The sequence below is a fragment of the Pseudomonas sp. p50(2008) genome (genome assembly GCF_015351605.1).
Lineage (GTDB): Bacteria > Pseudomonadota > Gammaproteobacteria > Pseudomonadales > Pseudomonadaceae > Aquipseudomonas.
Window position 1 is genome coordinate 142574 of record NZ_JACMYF010000001.1, and the last position, 16673, is coordinate 159246.

The 16673-nt window shown below is 58.4% G+C and carries 16 protein-coding genes; 4 read left to right on the forward strand and 12 right to left on the reverse strand.

The features are described from left to right. Positions 1-10: 10 nt before the first annotated feature. The 3 genes from H7698_RS00610 to H7698_RS00620 form a co-directional block, all read right to left on the reverse strand. The gene (locus tag H7698_RS00610; protein WP_057005052.1) at positions 11-862 is read right to left on the reverse strand and encodes a fumarylacetoacetate hydrolase family protein; all 852 of its coding nucleotides are present in this window, start codon (positions 860-862) and stop codon (positions 11-13) included. Beyond that, positions 862-1926: an amidohydrolase family protein gene (locus tag H7698_RS00615; RefSeq protein WP_020300781.1), complete on the reverse strand. Its 1065-nt coding sequence runs from the start codon at positions 1924-1926 to the stop codon at positions 862-864. Before H7698_RS00615 ends, H7698_RS00610 begins: the two co-directional genes overlap by 1 nt. A gap of 346 nt (positions 1927-2272) precedes the next feature. Then, positions 2273-3004: a TetR/AcrR family transcriptional regulator gene (locus H7698_RS00620; protein ID WP_194690346.1), complete on the reverse strand. Its 732-nt coding sequence runs from the start codon at positions 3002-3004 to the stop codon at positions 2273-2275. 183 nt (positions 3005-3187) lie between these two features. Here H7698_RS00620 and H7698_RS00625 point away from each other — a divergent pair, with 183 nt between their 5' ends. Continuing rightward, the gene (locus H7698_RS00625) at positions 3188-4819 is read left to right on the forward strand and encodes an ATP-dependent acyl-CoA ligase (protein ID WP_057005050.1); all 1632 of its coding nucleotides are present in this window, start codon (positions 3188-3190) and stop codon (positions 4817-4819) included. A gap of 128 nt (positions 4820-4947) precedes the next feature. Here H7698_RS00625 and H7698_RS00630 read toward each other — a convergent pair whose 3' ends face one another. Beyond that, positions 4948-5748 carry an SDR family NAD(P)-dependent oxidoreductase gene (locus tag H7698_RS00630; RefSeq protein WP_126588877.1) on the reverse strand — a complete coding sequence of 267 codons (801 nt, stop codon included), beginning with the start codon at positions 5746-5748 and terminating at the stop codon, positions 4948-4950. A 101-nt stretch (positions 5749-5849) separates the two neighbouring features. On the opposite strand from H7698_RS00630, the gene H7698_RS00635 reads away from it, so the two are divergent. Further along, the gene (locus H7698_RS00635; RefSeq protein ID WP_057005048.1) at positions 5850-6590 is read left to right on the forward strand and encodes a DUF2889 domain-containing protein; all 741 of its coding nucleotides are present in this window, start codon (positions 5850-5852) and stop codon (positions 6588-6590) included. 84 nt (positions 6591-6674) lie between these two features. Here H7698_RS00635 and H7698_RS00640 read toward each other — a convergent pair whose 3' ends face one another. The 4 genes from H7698_RS00640 to H7698_RS00655 form a co-directional block, all read right to left on the reverse strand. Then, positions 6675-7250, reverse strand: a complete 576-nt coding sequence (locus H7698_RS00640) for an aromatic-ring-hydroxylating dioxygenase subunit beta (protein WP_057005047.1) — start codon at positions 7248-7250, stop codon at positions 6675-6677. A 90-nt stretch (positions 7251-7340) separates the two neighbouring features. Continuing rightward, on the reverse strand, positions 7341-8741 hold the full coding sequence (locus tag H7698_RS00645) for an aromatic ring-hydroxylating dioxygenase subunit alpha (RefSeq protein WP_057005046.1): 1401 nt from the start codon (positions 8739-8741) through the stop codon (positions 7341-7343). 123 nt (positions 8742-8864) lie between these two features. Next, a complete protein-coding gene (locus H7698_RS00650) occupies positions 8865-9863 on the reverse strand; it encodes a fumarylacetoacetate hydrolase family protein (protein WP_020300788.1) in 999 nt (332 codons plus the stop codon). Next, positions 9860-10561 carry an SDR family NAD(P)-dependent oxidoreductase gene (locus H7698_RS00655; RefSeq protein WP_020300789.1) on the reverse strand — a complete coding sequence of 234 codons (702 nt, stop codon included), beginning with the start codon at positions 10559-10561 and terminating at the stop codon, positions 9860-9862. The genes H7698_RS00650 and H7698_RS00655 overlap by 4 nt, the downstream gene beginning before the upstream one ends. 139 nt (positions 10562-10700) lie before the next feature. On the opposite strand from H7698_RS00655, the gene H7698_RS00660 reads away from it, so the two are divergent. Together H7698_RS00660 and H7698_RS00665 are read left to right on the forward strand one after the other, a co-directional pair. After that, a complete protein-coding gene (locus H7698_RS00660; protein ID WP_020300790.1) occupies positions 10701-11099 on the forward strand; it encodes a Zn-ribbon domain-containing OB-fold protein in 399 nt (132 codons plus the stop codon). Continuing rightward, positions 11099-12289 carry a thiolase family protein gene (locus H7698_RS00665; RefSeq protein ID WP_020300791.1) on the forward strand — a complete coding sequence of 397 codons (1191 nt, stop codon included), beginning with the start codon at positions 11099-11101 and terminating at the stop codon, positions 12287-12289. The genes H7698_RS00660 and H7698_RS00665 overlap by 1 nt, the downstream gene beginning before the upstream one ends. A 9-nt stretch (positions 12290-12298) precedes the next feature. Here H7698_RS00665 and H7698_RS00670 read toward each other — a convergent pair whose 3' ends face one another. The 4 genes from H7698_RS00670 to H7698_RS00685 all read right to left on the reverse strand — a co-directional run bounded on the left by H7698_RS00670 (position 12299) and on the right by H7698_RS00685 (position 16634). Continuing rightward, positions 12299-13084, reverse strand: coding sequence for an IclR family transcriptional regulator (locus tag H7698_RS00670; RefSeq protein WP_020300792.1), 786 nt, complete (start codon positions 13082-13084; stop codon positions 12299-12301). Between the two features lie 88 nt (positions 13085-13172). Continuing rightward, the gene (locus H7698_RS00675) at positions 13173-14759 is read right to left on the reverse strand and encodes an MFS transporter (protein ID WP_020300793.1); all 1587 of its coding nucleotides are present in this window, start codon (positions 14757-14759) and stop codon (positions 13173-13175) included. 38 nt (positions 14760-14797) lie between these two features. Further along, the gene (locus tag H7698_RS00680; protein WP_020300794.1) at positions 14798-15682 is read right to left on the reverse strand and encodes a fumarylacetoacetate hydrolase family protein; all 885 of its coding nucleotides are present in this window, start codon (positions 15680-15682) and stop codon (positions 14798-14800) included. A gap of 1 nt (position 15683) precedes the next feature. Continuing rightward, a complete protein-coding gene (locus H7698_RS00685; protein WP_032904513.1) occupies positions 15684-16634 on the reverse strand; it encodes a VOC family protein in 951 nt (316 codons plus the stop codon). Positions 16635-16673: the final 39 nt, after the last annotated feature.

Here is a 16673-nt window from a genome sequence, read left to right on the forward strand (position 1 = left end):
TGGCTCTCGATTAGGCGCGGTTCTTTTTACTGACCACATTGCGCAACGTGCCAATGCCTTCGACGCTGGCTTCGACCACATCGCCTTCCTTGAGGAACAGACCGGTGCCCATCCCCACTCCCGCCGGCGATCCCGTGAACAACACATCGCCACAGGCAAAACTCGAGCGCTGCTGGACAAAGCGGATCAGATGATCAACACCCCAGGTCATTTCGCCGGTGGAGCCGTCCTGGCGCGTCTCACCATTTACTTTCAAGGTCAGGCGCAGCGTTGGTGACCCTTGCGCAAATTCATCCTTCGTGACGATCCAGGGACCAAGTCCAGTAGTCCGATCCTGGCTTTTGGCCGCGAACAGATCCATGCCGATGCCCGCCGGCCCACTACGCTGCAGATCGCGCGCGCTGACGTCATTGCCGACGGTGTAACCGAGCACGCAGGCAAGCGGGTTTTCCAGGTCAATCTCGTCAGTACCGATGACCGCCACCAATTCAACTTCGTGATCGAGCTCCTCAGTCAACGGTGGAAAGCGGATCGGGTCATTGGCGCCAATCAGCGCGCCATAAGCCTTGAGAAAGGCGACTGGCTGGGACGGCGCACTCAATCCAAACTCCACCAGATGCTTGGCGTAATTAGCGCCAGCCACGACCACCCGGTTGACGGGTTCTATCGGCGGCAACAGGCGCACTTTGGAAAGGGGGAGCGCTGGCCCGGCGAATCGCAACGAACTGATGCCGCGTCCGGCAGTCACGCCGGGCGCCCAATCTTTGAAATTGCCGGAAATTGGCGTCACCTGGTCCTGGGCCTCATCCACGACAGCCCAAAAAACGCCGGTAGCAAAATACTCACATCGTGCCAGCTTCATCAGGCACCTACCTTGCCCAACTTGGCAGGATCGATGTGCAGCAAGCGGCATGCGTTTTCATAGCGAATCTTGCGCAAGTCGGCGTCGGACAACTTCAGGCCATGGGTCAGGTCGTGACGCACGGCATCGCTACCGCCGAAGTTGCTGCCGTACAGCACATGGTCTGCACCGATGATATCGACCAACGCCTGGCGCATCGGTACTTCATGCAGCTCAACGTCGAAGTAGAAGTTTTTCATGTACTCGAGCAGCGGCTTTTTGTTGTATTTGACGTCGAGGTTCTCGTTGGTCTTGGCCAGACGACCGAGCTGGTACGGGACATAGCCGCCGCCATGGGTGATGTACACCTTAAGGTCAGGGAAGCGATCCAGTACGCCGCCGCAAATCAGGTTCCAGAAACAACGGCTTTCGTCGTACTGCATGCCAACGATGGCGGTGGTTTCGTAACGGTCGTCGTTGGCGTTCTTGCCCCAGGTGACCGACTGGTTGTAGCCGTGAATAAACATCGGCAGATCCAGATCACAGAGGGTTTTCCACACCACGTCGAGTTCCGGCGAATCGAACTCCAGGCCGCCGAAGTTGGCGCCGCCAGCGACCAGACCTTTAGCGCCCAGTACGGTGCAGGCGTAGCGCAATTCAGCCGCCGCCGCTTCTGGCGCATTCAAAGGCACGTGAGCCCAGAACATCAAGCGATCAGGAGCTGCGGAGCAGTATTCAGCCAATGTCTCGTTGACGGTACGGGCGAAAGGCACGGCGAATTCGGCTTCGGTCCAGTACATGTAGCAGTGGGACGGTACGGACACGACCTGCAGGTTTTGTCCCGCCGCATCCATGCCAGCCAAGCGCACTTTCGGATCAGCCCAGCGCGCAAAATACTCTTCAAGCTTGGGCCCCTTGCCGGAGCGCACGGCAGCCTTACGCTCTGGCGACCCAAGACCGAGAATCCAGTCACCGACACGCAGCTTGATATCGCCATCGGCGTGCTGCTCAAAGAACGGCCCCCAGTGAGGGTGCTGGTTGTAATAGCCAGGGTGCGGTGCGTGGGCGTGAAGATCGATAAGCATGTCTAGGTACCTCGAAGTTGGCACTTTTTGTTGGTTATTTGTGCGGTGCCTTCACGTGGCCTGGATCAAATTGCCGCGAAAAGGGGAAGCCGACGGCTCACTGCCAAGACCAGAGCTTAAGATTAAATTGAGCAGAAATCAAAATACTGTTCAATTTATTTTATTTGCGCGCGGAGAGGCCTGACCCAGAGCCCTCAACTCGCGTCGAAAAATGCTTAGAGGGGTCCAAAACTTCGAGTCAGCCTCGAAAAAGAGTGGAATGCAGGAGGGGAAAAATTAGCGTACGGAAACGCAAAGCCCCCGATAAACGGGGGCTTTTGTTTGCGCGATGGGTAGTTCTTTAAGGTCAGCGGCGGGTGCGCGAGGTAGAACCCATGATCAGCGCGCCCAGGAGTTTTTTCACCCGGACCGGGAACAATCGACGCCCCGCGGCTTCTGGCACGAGGATTTCGCTCAACACGTAACGAATGATCATTTCGCAGATCAGCTCACGGTCAAGACGCACCCCGAGGCGTTCGTCCCAGTCGTCGAAAACGATGCCCAGGCCATCCTGAAAGCGCACGATCGAATCGTGGAAAATCCGTCGGAAGAAGCCCAGCGCGTAGTCGGGTGCAACCACCAGAAGACGCCGAGCCCGACTTTGCTCCAGGTAGTTGTCGAGATAGGTAAACAGCGCATTCAAGCGCGCTTCAGGATCACTGATGTGACCGAGTTCCTGGGACAGCGAGCTGTGAAAGCTTTCGCGCTTGTGGCGTGAAAAGGTGTCCAGCAAGTCCTCTTGCGAAGCGAAATAGCGATAAAAGGTGCCACGGGAAACGCCCGCTACCTGGCACACATCCAGGATCGAAATACGATCCGCGCCAGACATCAGCACGACTTCCTCAGTGGCTTTAAGGATGTTGGCAATGGTTTCTTCCGAACGGCGATTCGGCTTGACTTTGGTTCCTGCCACTGAGTTGGCAGCAGCACGTCGCTCGACGGGTTTAGCCGGGCTCGCCCCTGCTTCAGGTGGCGCATTTTTTTTGGGTTTGCTAGCCGGCGCTGGCGCCTCTGCTTTCTTGGGTGCGGCTTTTGGCATGGCGTGACAGGCTCATGAAGAGTAAAGATTGTGCAACGTTAGCACAGGATCTGTGCATAAATAACACTATATGTTCAACTTATTGCTAAAGACATTTAAGACGTTTGTATTTAGAATCAGATTCTCTCTTCAAAATAAAATCAGGCAACCCGACCGCTTACGGATGCCTAAAGGAGAAAACTGATGGGTAGCAGTGGAAATCCAGACACCTGGGCAGTGGGAGAACGAGACACTGTCATTGACGCGTTAGATCGCGCGGTAGCAAGGCATCCAGACAAAATATTGCTGGATTTCAGCGGTGAGTTATACACATATGCTCAGGTTGACTCACTTTCCACCAAGATGGCCAACGCACTTGCCACCCTGGGCGTCAAGGCCGGTGAAACCGTGCTGACGATGCTGGATAACAATATCGATGCCGTCACCACCTGGCTGGCCATCAACAAGCTCTGCGCCGTGAGTGTGCCGATCAACACCGCGCTCAAGGGCGAGTTCCTCCGCCATCAGATCGCCGATACCGGCACCTCGGTGGTAATTTGCGAAGCAGCCTACCTGCCACGCATCACCCCGCTCGCCTCACAACTGCAGGACGTCCACCACATTCTTCACCGTGGCACCCTCGAAGCAGTTCCTGATTGCCCGATTCGTATTGCGCCACTGGATGAATGGCGTGGCCATGACGCCACCCCACTCGTCAATAAACCGCAACCTTCAGACCTCGCCTGCCTGATTTACACCTCGGGTACAACGGGCCCTTCCAAGGGCTGCATGATCAGCTACAACTTCATGTGCAATCTGGCGCGCCTGCAACTACGTGCCGGTCCGGCCAGTGCCGACGACGTCACCATCACGCCGCTGCCGCTGTTTCACATGAATGCGCTGTGTGTATCCATCATTGCCAGCATTCTGGTGGGCGCGCGCGCCGCCATTCTTGCGCGGTTCTCGGTCTCGAATTTCTGGCCGGAAGTGGAGCGCTCGGGCGCGACCATTGCCTCGATCCTGGGTGGCATGGGCGGCCTCCTCGCCCAGGCGCCAGATAACGAAGCGATGTTGCGCTGCGTCGGGCAGATCCATACCGCCCGTGGCAACCCTTATACCGAAGAAACCAAAAAGATCTGGCGCGAGCGCTTCGGCACCAAGCTGGTAGGCGGCAACGGCTATGGCCTGACCGAAGCCTGCGTTATCACTTCGCTGGCTGCCGGGGAATACGCCGCGCCCGGCTCGTCGGGTAAACGTATTGCAGATTTTGACGTTAGGATCGTCGACGACCTCGATCAGGAAGTACCGCCCAACTCCCCTGGCGAAATCGTGGTGCGCCCGCTCCGTCCCGACATCATGTTCCAGGGCTACTGGCGTCGTCCGGAGGATACCCAGAAGCTGATGCGCAACATGTGGTTCCACACCGGCGACGTTGGCAAATTCGATGATGATGGCTTCTTCTACTTTGTCGACCGCAAGAAGGACTACATGCGTCGCAGGGGGGAGAACATTTCCAGCTTTGAAATGGAAGCAGCCTTTGCTTCTCACCCGGCACTGGCCGAAGTGGCGGTGCATGCCGTGCCTTCTGATAAAGGCGAGGATGATGTGAAGGTGACTGCCGTACTGCATGAAGGCGTGACGCTAGACCCGGAGCAGCTGTTCCATTGGGCCACCGACTCGGTGCCCTACTATGCCTTGCCGCGCTACATCGAGTTTCGCAGCAGCTTGCCGAAAAACCCGCAGGGTCGGGTGTTGAAGTATCTGCTGCGCGATGAAGGTAAAACCGCCGCCACCTGGGATCTGGAAACCACATCGATCGTGGTGTCCAAAAAGTAACGGTCCTGCCCGGTATGTCTCGTCGATCCAACGTCGAAAGCCCGCTTTGAAGCGGGCTTTCGCGTCTCTTGGGCCTGGAGCCTTCTTTGCAGGAGCGAGCTTGCTCGCTCCTGCATCAACCGGGGTAATCAATACTCGCGCACGGGAATGCCTTTGGGGCGGGAGTTGTAACCGGGTAAGTGCAGGCCACCATCGACGTGAATGGTCTCGCCAGTGATAAAGCGCGACATCTCCGAAGCGAGGAATACCACCACCGGCCCGATATCAGCTTCAGGCTCGCCACAGCGCCCCAACGGACGCATCGAAGCGGACATTTCGGCAAACCCCGGGTTCTCTGCAGCGAGTTTGTGAAAGGTCGCACCCATCGCAGTCGGTGCGATGGCATTGGTTCGAATGTTGAACCGCCCCCATTCAGAAGCCGCGCTACGAGTCAGCCCCACGATCGCTGCCTTTGCCGTGTTGTAGTCGCCGTGCAACCAGGCGCCGATCTCGATATCGATGGAATAGAAGTTGATAATCTTGCCGCCGCCTCTCGCTTTCATGTGGGGCAGTGCGGCTTTCATCGCCCACCAGGCCGCCCACACTGTAGAACCGAGGGTTTTCTCCAGCATCGCGTCGGTTTTTTCTTCCAGAAGGACATTGGGTGTTGGCGCAAAGGCGTTGTTAACCAATATGTCCAGACCACCGAACTGATCAACGGCCAATTGCACGGCAGCTTCGATATCGGCCTTGCTGCACACGTCGGTCTTGATGAACACCGCTTGGGCACCCAGCGCTTTGAGTTCGGCGACTATGGCCTCGCCACTGGTGACATCCAGCTCGGCGACCACCACAGCAGCGCCCTCTTTGGCAAAGTTCAGCGCGATACCGCGGCCTATTCCGCCACCTGCACCGGTAATCAACGCGACCTGTTCGTTTAGCAGTGCCATAGCCACTCCATTTCTTGTTTTTTAGTGAACATTTTTGGTTATAGTGTTCAAATATAGCTGATTTCGTCAGCCTGAACAGCATTGAAGCAAGGATATTGAGGATGAGTGTATTTCGTCGCCGCGTAGACATCATTGCTCATCCCGGCAATGGCACGGGCGAAGTCCGAGCCGCGCTGGAAGACGACTTCCACCACTTCCGTGTCTGGGTCTGCCACCATCAAGGTGAAGTCACCGCCATTGGCGGCGAAGCGCTTCGCTACCCTTATTCCTTGTGCCCTCAGGCTTGCGATCAATTACAGCACCTGGTGGGCATGAAACTGGACCGGATAGCCCACTCGGTCACCCGTCAGACCGATGCCAGTCATCAATGCACCCATCTGCTGGACCTCGCGGGCCTCGCTGTCGCGGCGGCCGCTCGAGGCCCCCACCAGCGCCGTTATGACATCAACGTCGGCCAGCGTATTGCCAATCACACTCGCGCTACGTTGCTGTGCGACGGCGTTGAAAAGCTGAGCTGGGAAGTCGATGGCACCCTGATCGAAAGACCAGCCCCCTACTGCGGCATCAACCTTCGCGAAGGTATGGCACGCTGGGCACTGAGCACCCTCAATGAAGAAGCCGCCGAAGCGGCTCTTTTGCTTCGCCGCTGCACCCTGATTTCGATGGGGCGTGCGTACAACCTCGACGCCCAGATTCACGCCGCTACCAGCGCCCTCTGCTACAGCCAGCAACCCGAACGTGCGGAGCAGGCACTGCGCATGAAAGGCTCGACTCTGGATTTCAGCCACGAGCAGCTCAAGTTGTGCGCAGAGGATCAGCAATGGCTGAGACAACAGCAATAGCCGCTTCGCTCTTGCGTCAAGAACAGAGCGGCCAATGCCTTCAAGGTACGGCGATCCGGGTTCAAACCAGACCGCCGGTACGAACTAGAGGAAGACGGCCAGATTGGGTGTTCCAAGCACCGCCTGGTCAATGATGACTTCGCGCCGCGCCAACTTGAATCCCACTTCACTCAGGCGCAGCACATCACGCCGTTCGCCACTGATAATGTCGACGTGGTGGTCCTTGAACCGGCTACGGGTCAGCAGCAGGTAACTGGTCACCACAAACTCATCGCTCTTGTCGGTTTCTTCGACAAACACGTTGGTCACCAGACGTCGGGTACGCGAAGGAGGATCTTCCGCCCAGGCACTTTTGCCGGACAGGCGCAGGATTCGGCCCATGATCGAGCGGTAGTCATCGTGGTAATGCTGAACGCTGCGCACGATGGTGGTTTTCAACTCGGCGGCCAAGCGCGTCTGGCGTAGCGGCACTGTGTACACCAGGTCGGTGTCCAGGCGTTCGGCCCACTCCTGCAGGCGAATCTGGTCCAGCAGCGTGGCTTCCTCGTAGAGAAAGGTCACCACATCGTTGTAAATCGGCGAGCCTACCGGTACTCGCTTGGTACCGACTGGGGAACCCGGCTGGATATCCTCCACACCGCGTTGTTGAACCTGAGCCATGAGTCATTCCCTCACTTTTATTCTTGTTAATGCGGTTTCCAGCAACTGCGGCCCCTCAGGACCGCAGTCATACCAGGCGTAACAGACGCTTTACTTGTCATCCGATGCAGTCATCAGCTCATGCCAGTACAACCACCAGTGCCACTGGGTATCGTCCTTGGTGAAACCTTCGTTGACGATGCCCGGGCCAGGCCAGCCTTCCGGCGCCCCCGTTTCAAAGACTGCCTGGTACTTCATCGTGCTCTTGCGGCCCATCGCCCCCTTGGCAGCCAGCGTCATGTGCGGCCAGGTATCGGAGTCATCCTGCTCGACCATGCCGGACGTGCCGAACAGCTGGATGGTTTGCTTGAGCATCTTGTCGCGCAATTCCGGGGAAGCGTCTTTCTCGGCAAATACCCAGTTGACGAACTCGAGCTTGTCCGGACCTTGCGGCACGTAGGCGTGCAGGGTCATCGAGCCGACGACAGTGCCATCCGGCTGCGGAATGTAGACAAAACCGAAAAGAATGTTCGGGAACATTCCACCGACTTGCGGCGGCATGCTGGTGAGCACTTTCAACTGATCTTCGGTCAAGTTGCGTGCCAGCTGTTCGACCATGTCGGCGGTCATGCCGGCAGGCGGCAATGCTTCGAGCTTCTGCTGCACACTCAACTCTGCCGGATCGAGGCCGGTCAGGCGCTTGATCTTGCGCGCCAGGTCGATGCAGCGCAGGGCATGGCCATGGGGCGAGCTGATTTCAACTCCGATCATTTCCGGGCTGAGGTCGGCTGTTTCACCCTCGCCTTTCTTGGCGTAATTGCCCACTTCGCCCAGCCAACGGTGCAAGGTCAGTGTGTGGAAACCGTCAGCCGCCGATTGCTCGCCAGCCGTTTTCCAGTTGGCGTTAACGATAAAGCGCTGCGGTGGGCCGAGTACTTCCATGCCCTTGTCGGAGCGGCAGAACAGCATGTCGTAATACCACTTGGCATCGCCGAGGAATTCGTCAAACGACGGCCCATCGATATTCCAGGTCGCAAAGACCAGACCGCCGTACAGCGTGACCCGTGCCTTTTTCAGGCCCAGTTCTTCTTTTGGCAGCATCTTGCCGTGCATGCACTCACGCTCGACGGGTGAGCCGACAAAGTCGCCATTCGGGCGGAAGGCCCAGCCGTGGTAGATGCATTTATGAATTTGCGTGTTGCCACAATCGGCGGTGCTGATGCGCATGCCGCGGTGCGGGCACACATTGAGGTTTACAAACACCTCGCCCTCTTTACCACGGGCAACAATGACCGAGTCGGAGCCCAGGTCGCGGACCATGAAGTCCCCGGAATTGGGGATCTCCGACTCGTGACCCAGGAGTACCCAGATCTTGCCGAAGATTTTTTCCATCTCCAGCTCGTAGATTTCGCGGTCAGACAACACGCGCATTTGTACTTCACGGCTAGAGGGATAGATGAGGTCAGAGACCTTGGTTCCATCAGACAATACGGGGCTTGTTCTTGTTAGCATGATTGCCTCCTGATCAGAGCGTCACGACAGTAGTCGCAGCGAAATATAAGACACTTTCTCTATTTATGTACATAGAATTCACTTTGTACTTGTAAGTGAATTCTTCCGTCATTCACGTACGCGTCAATCCTTGTTCGATGCCTTGCCCGCTTGAGTGCGCAGCACACCAATGCCGTCGATCTCCAGTTCAACCACATCGCCAGGCTTCAAATAACGCAATTGCTCCAGGCCGCAGCCGTTGCCGACCGTGCCGGAGCCCAGAAACTCGCCGGGGTACAGGGTTTCCGAGCGGGACACGTGGGCAATCACGTCTTCGAAACTCCAGCGCATATCGCGGGTATTGCCGCGCCCCCACTCCTCGCCATTGACCCGGGCGACCATGTTCAGGTCATAGGGATCACCCAGCTCATCGGCTGTCACCAGACAGGGGCCCATGATATTGGCGGTATCAAAATCCTTGCTCTTGGCCGGGCCGAGCATGCCGGGCATTTCCAGGGCCTGGGCGTCGCGGGCACTCATGTCGTTGAAGATGGTGTAGCCGACGATATGCGCCCGGGCGGCTTCACGGCTGATGTCCTTGCCGCGCTTACCGATGTAGCAACCGAACTCCAGTTCGAAATCCATCGCCCGGCTGTAGCTCGGCCATTGAAATTCATCGTCGATGCCAATCACCGCGAAACGGTTGCCCTTGTAGTAAATAGGCTGCTTGTTGAAAGTCTCGATGACCCGATCGTCAGCGCGGGTGTTCATCGCTTTCAGCGTGGCTTCCGGGTCTTCGGTACGCAGCGCACGGGCACGACGGGCCGCTGCGAAGCTCTGGCGCAGATGCAATTCGAAGCAGGAACAGTCGCGCATTTGTGGAGGCGGCTGGATCGGTGCACGCAGCTTCACGCTGGCACGCTCCAGCACCGCCGCCGAGGGTGCCTTAGCGACCAGTGAGCGGGCCAATTCCAGCGCCGGTTCGCCGGCCTCTACCAAAGCCAGAATGCTGCTCAACGCCACACTGTCACGACCTTCCAGCAAGCGGTAAGCGTGTTGCAGGTCGAGTACCTGCTGATCCCGATTGAGCAATGCACCCGCGCGCTCAAACCCTTCGGCGTCGGTATACGTCACCAGTCTCATACGCGACCACTCACGGGGAGCAGCGCACCGGTTACTGCTGCGGCTTCGTCGGATAAAAGAAACGCCACTACCGCCGCCAACGCCTGCGGAGTGACCCAGCGGCTGCTGTCAGCATCAGGCATGTCGGCGCGGTTGGCGGGGGTGTCAATGATGCTCGGCAGCACAGCGTTGACCGTTACACCACGATCCTTCAGTTCCTCGGCCAACGCCTCGGTCAACCGGGCCACACCGGCCTTGGAGGCGGCATAAGCCCCCATACCTGTTGCGGCTTTGACAGAGGCCAGCGCGCCAATGTTGACGATGCGCCCGGCCTTGGAATCCAGCAGGTGTGTCAACGCGGATTGAGAACTGACCACTGCGGTACGTACGTTCATCTGATAGAGGCGATCCCAGGTCAGCAGGCTGCCACCTTCGACGGTCTCCCAGGCAAACCCGCCCGCGACATTGACCAAACCGTCGATGCCACCCAAATGCCCCGCGACCTGCTCGAACGCAGCGCTGGCCGACTCGCTCGAAGTCAGGTCGACACCACCCAGGCACAGCAGGTTTTCCGTATCCAGCAAGGCAGCTGGGGCCTCGCTACGATCCAGCAACGCCACCCGGGCGCCTCGCGCCAGCAGAAATTTGCCAAGTGCGCTGCCGAGGGCACCAAACCCGCCGGTGACGACTACCCTCTTGTCCAATAGTGATTGGGACATCGCGAAATCCTCTTGTTGTTGTTTTACGGCGCGAACGGTCGATTCGCGCCTTTGTCCGGATGAATATATGACACTTTTAGAAAATATGTACAAATGATACCGTATGACTTCAAGTCAAACACTCACCTGCGGACCGCTGATGCCTAGAAAACTGCCTGCACTCAACGCCGACAACCGCGCCTTCTGGCAAGGCGGTCAACAGGGCGAACTGCTCGTTCATCGCTGCGCAGCCTGTAGCCGGTATTTCCACCCGCCCGCCCCGCTCTGCCCGCATTGCGCAAGCTTCGACGTGGCGCCGCAAGCGGTGTCCGGCAAGGGCACCGTACTTAGCTTCACCATCAACTATCAACCCTGGACCCCCGACCTGGAGGTGCCCTATGTGGTGGCGATCATCGAGCTCGTTGAGCAACCCGGCTTGCAGTTCGTGAGTAACGTGGTGGGCATGCCGGTCACGGATGTACATATCGACATGCCGGTACGGGTCAGCTTCCTCAATGTCGAGGATGTGTGGTTGCCTCTGTTCGAGAAGGATCAGTGATGTTCGATCATCGTTATGAAAAAGACGTAGCCATTACCGGTATCGGGCAATCAGAGATCGGCCGACCGTCTACCAAGTCAGCGATGCGCCTGACCCTGGACGCCTGCCTGGAAGCCATTGCGGACGCCGGCCTGCAACGTAGCGACATCGACGGCGTGGCCTGCTGGCCGGGTGATAACAACAATGGCGACCCGTTCTCACCGGTCGGTCCCAGTGCGCTGAAGAGCGCCCTTGGGCTCAACGTCAACTGGTTCGGTGGCGGTTATGAAGGGCCCGGCCCGCTTACCGGGGTCATTAACGGGGCCATGGCGATTGCGGCGGGCCTGTGCAAGCACGTACTGGTGTTTCGCACCATCACCGAAGCGTCAGCCCGTATGCTCAACAAACAGGCCGGCGCACTGACCAACAAAACCCAGGGTCGCGACAGCAGCTACGCCTGGCAGTGGTTTACCCCGTTCAATGTGCAATCGGGCATCAATCTGATGGCGTTGTATGCCCAGCGTCACTTCCATGAATACGGCACCCGACCGGAGCAGCTGGCGCAGATAGCCCTGACGTGTCGCCAGAACGCCATGCGCAACCCCAAGGCGCTGTACCGCACGCCGATGAGCATGGACGACTACATGGCATCGCGAATGATTTCAACGCCTCTGCGCATGTTCGACTGCGACGTGCATTGTGATGCGTCCACCGCCATCATCCTGTCCCGTCGTGATATCGCCCAGGACCAGCCAAATAAACCAATTCGCATCGAGGCCATGGGCGCAGCGTTGAACCAGCCCTGGTCGTGGGATCAGATCTCCCTGACCAAAATGGCCGCCTTCGATGTTGGCGAGATGATGTGGGCACGCACCGACTACACCCCGCAGGATGTTGAATCTGCGCAGTTGTATGACGGATTTTCGATCTTGACCCTGATCTGGCTTGAAGCCCTGGGCCTGTGCCCCATTGGGGAAAGTGGCGCGTTCGTCGAGGGTGGCACGCGCATCGCACTGGAGGGCAGCTTGCCCATCAATACCAATGGCGGGCAGCTGTCTGGCGGACGCACCCACGGCCTGGGTTACGTGCATGAAGCCTGCCTGCAACTGTGGGGTCGTGCCGAAGGCCGGCAAACCCGCGAACACCGCGTCAGTACGGTGGCAGCCGGAGGCGGCCCGCTGGGGGGTAGCCTGCTACTGGTTCGCGAGTAACGGCGCGCCTCAGTAGAGTACGCCGGCCACTTCGCTGCAGAACTCGATCAGCGCCTTGCCCAGTTCGGCAAGGCCCTCTTCATCCCGTTGGCCACGGAACATCACCGCTGACACGGTGAAATCGATGCTGTTGGTTGGTGAGAAGACCGGCGCCGCAATGGCAAGAATCCCCCCCGAAAAATGCCCATCGTCCATTGCCCAACCGCGCTCGGCGGCCTCTCTCACTTCTTCGCGATAGACCTCGAGCGACAGCGGCTGGGCCCAGCGAATCGTCTCGAAACTGCTCTGTACTTCCGGATCGTCGAGGTCGATCTGCGTAGCGAACAACCGGCCGCTGGCGCCCATCAGAATTGGCAGACGCTGACCTTCAGCCATGTCGATACGCACATCGGTCGGGCTCGCGGCGGAACTGACAATGACGATGCGGTCAGGGCTCATTTTGCGCCACAGGGTGATGGTCACCCGCTGGCGTGCAGCCAGGTTCTGCAACAGGGGTTTGGCCATTTGCACGCGGTGACCCTGAGTCACCAATTGTTCAACCAGGCGCGCCAGGCCCAGGCCCACGGTGTAACGCTTGGAAAGGGCACTGAAATCGACCACCTCCTCTTGCACCAGGGTGCGCAGGATGTTGAAGCAGGTACTTGGATTGATTTTCAGTTGCCGGGCGATGTCCACTGAACGTTCCGGCGTGCCCACCTGACTGAGATAGCGCAAGATGCGTATGGCGTTGGATACAGGCTTGACGAGGGTTGCGCCGGCCGATTTGCTGCTGTCGTTGACGTCAGTGAGTTCCATGCCCAATCCAGTAACTTTAGAGTGGCGCCATTCTAACCTGAGAATGATTGGCGCCGTAAAAGTTTTATCTGGGAATTACTCGAACACTTCAATCGGTTAATTTCACTGGCGGCTGATAGATCAAACGACGGGTTTGCAGATCTTCGCGACGAAAACGCTCGATGAGACGCTCTTGGGCCTGGTCGGCCTGGGTCACCCGAACCTGTTGGCGCAAGTATTCCAGCCATGACTCGACAATAAAGCGCTCGCTGTAGAGTTGCGGGTCCGCCATGTCGCGGTACAAACGCCAGTTTTGCGCACCGTTGCGCCGTCGCGCCTTGCCTACCGCGTATACGGCAGCCAGAAATTCATCGCGGTCCGGCGCCGCCACCTGGTACACAATCTCCACCGATACCGGTCCTTCGGAATGGGACACCGGACTGGCCAGCTGGAGTGTGTCGGTCAACTGCACCTCGGCAAAGTCTGCTTCCTGGCCCAGTTCCACATGGCCATTTCGGGTCAGCGCGATGCCGACCAGCAACAACAGTGTCGAGAGCAGCAAGCTCTGGCTCAATCCCAGATACTCGGCCAATGCCCCCCATATCGCACCGCCGGCCGCCATCGCGCCCATCAGGATCAACACATAGACCGATGCGACCCGTGCGCGCACCCAATTGGCGGCATAGGTTTGCACCACCGTTGAAATGGTCGCGTTGACCGCCATCCAGCCGAACCCTGCCAGCAGCAGCATTGCGCAGACCGCGTAGCGGTTGTTGGATAGCGCGGCAGTGAGGGTGGCGAGGGCAAAGGAAATGGCGCCGCAAACCAGCAGATGACGCATGCCCAATACGCGATACAACCGCGGCAAGCTCAGCGCAGCCAATACTGCACCGGCACCAAGAAACGCCATGAGCAAGCCATAACCACCAGCGTCCATACCCAATTCCTGCTTGGCCACCAGTGGCAGCAAGGCCCATAAAGCACTGGCACTCATGGTGAACACAAGAACCTGCTTCATGGCGCTGAACAGGACCGCTGAATGCCGGATATAGCGCAGGCCACTGCGCATGCCACCGGTCAGGGTTTCCGGTGGCAAGCCCACGGCAGGCGGGTTGGGCGCGATACGAAAGAGGAAGAGGAGCACCGCGAACATACACAGCGCGATCACCAGAAATACCGAGGTCGTGTTCCAGTATGCAATCAGTGCACCCGCCAACGCGGGGCCCAAAGCCCGGGTGGCATTGATGGAAATTCCGTTCAAGGACACTGCAGCCGGCACCTGGTCGCGAGGCAGTACGCCGACCATGGTCACCATCCACGCCGACATGCCCAGCGCACTGCCAGTACCGAGCACAAAGGTAAACGCCAACAAGCCCCAGGTTTCCATGTGCGCGCTGTACGCCAGCACACACAACACCAGTGCGGCGAACAGCATCATGCACTGGGTAATGATCAGCCAACTGCGACGGTCTACCCGATCGGCAATCACCCCACCGGGAAAGGCAAACAGAAATACCGGTAGGGTCACGGCGGTTTGCACCAGAGAGACCATGGCTGCCGACGTCGTCAATGTGGTCATGATCCACGCCGCGGCGACCGTCTGCATCCAGATAGCCATGTTGACCACTGCGGCTGCCAGCCATAAACCGCGGAACGCTTTGTTGCGAAACGGCGCCCACGCCGAACCCTCGCTCATCATCACTCCTCAGCGGCTACGCCAGTCAGTTTCAGGGATTACTTGTCCAGCGGCTGACCCAGTCGCCCCGCCGCACGGGCGGGGATGAGTTGGCGTGGCGCAGCGATGGTATTGCTCTGTCGACCGATACCTGCAATCTCAGCCTCGACCCGATCACCCGGCCGTAAAAAACGCCCGCTTTCCAGTCCTACGCCGTGGGTGGATCCGGTAAACACCAGGTCGCCAGGACGCAGACTGATGCGTGCATCCAGATAATTGAGCAACTCATCCAGGGGAAAAATCATCTGCCGGGTATTGTCCTGCTGGCGCAGTTCATAGTTAACGCTCAGGCGCATATCTAAAGCCGGTTGCCCCGTTACACCCAGCTCGTCCGCGGTCACGATCCATGGACCTACCGGTGTGGTGCGGTCCATGGCTTTCTGGGTCAACAGGTCCAGACGACCAATCTGCTTGCCGGCATCGCGCGCACTTATGTCATTGCCCACCGTATACCCCAGCAGGCAGTCGCTGGCATGCGGTTCATCCAGCAACGGGCGGCCCACTACGGCGACCAGTTCCACCTCGTAATCAAGCTGGGTGGTCAGCGGCGAATAATCGATCTCGTCATAGGCACCAACCAGCGCTGACTCCGGTTTCATGTACGCCAACGGGTGCGCCGGAGAATCACTGCCAAGGCGCTTGAGGTGGCTGAGGTAATTGAGGCCCACACCAAAAACCCGGCTACCGGGTTCCAATGGCGCAAGCAGGCGCGCAGCCGACAACGGCAACCATTCGCCACTCGGGTCGAGGGCGTCTGGAGCAAGATCCGCCCCTAGCCCGGCCCAGTGGGCGAAAGGAGCATTAATTCGCCGAAAGCAATCAGCTTGCGCATTCAGCAACGCCCAGAACGCTTGCCCGGCAACTTCGACCCGCGCCAGACGCATGTCAGCGCTTGGCCAAGTAGGTCGGCAGGTACTCGGCGTCGAGCACTTCTTCCGGCGTCTTGACGCTGGCGCCGAGAATTGGCCCGACCATTTCGTGGCCCCACAGGCTGAGTTTTTCTGGATTCAGCTCATAGGGATCGCCTTGCCATGGCTCGATTTCAGCAATGGTCTCGAAGGCGAACCCGGACGGATTGAAATGGTAGAACGACAGATGGGGGTCCTGGGCATGTTGGCCGAGGGTCATCATCATCGGCAGTTCACGCTGACGCACGATGTCGTAGGTCTCACCGACATCACGCACGTTGCGTACAAACAGCCCGACATGCTGCACGCCCATGCGACCCGGTCCGTGACCATAAGCGATGTCATGGCTGGTGTGATGGTTGAGTTTGGAGCGGAAGAAACCGGTTCGTCCCTTGCCCGCACCAGCGCCATACCAGCTGAAACCCATGACATTAAGCAGGAAGTCTTCCAGTTCCGGAGTGTAGTCCGGGGTGATCAGCACCACATGACCCGCACCCCGTTCGTCGGCAAGGAAACCACTGTGCGGGCGGCCCGGCTGGAACGAGCGCGGCAGCCATTTTTGCCCGTAAAACAATTCGTGCTGATACCCCACCGGGTCACGAAAACGCACTAATTCACGCACGCCACGCTTTTCGCACAGCTCAGCATCACCGCGAGTGAAGTCGACATTGGCGGCTGCCAGCTTCTTGATGCCGTCCTCGAACGCCATGCGCCCCACCGCTTCCCAACCGATGTAGACAATGCGGTCTACCTTGCCAGGATGAAAAGCGAAGCGATGCCGACGATCATCGATCTTGAAGTACAGCGAATCGGGATCACTCTCGGGGTTCTTGCCTATGCCAAAACCCATCACCTGAGGGCCGTACTCACGCCACGCTTGGAGATTGGGGGTCTCAAAGCCCATGTAACCGATACCGATGATGTCCACGTTATTCACCTTGTTATTGTTCGAGATGAAAGGGTGCCG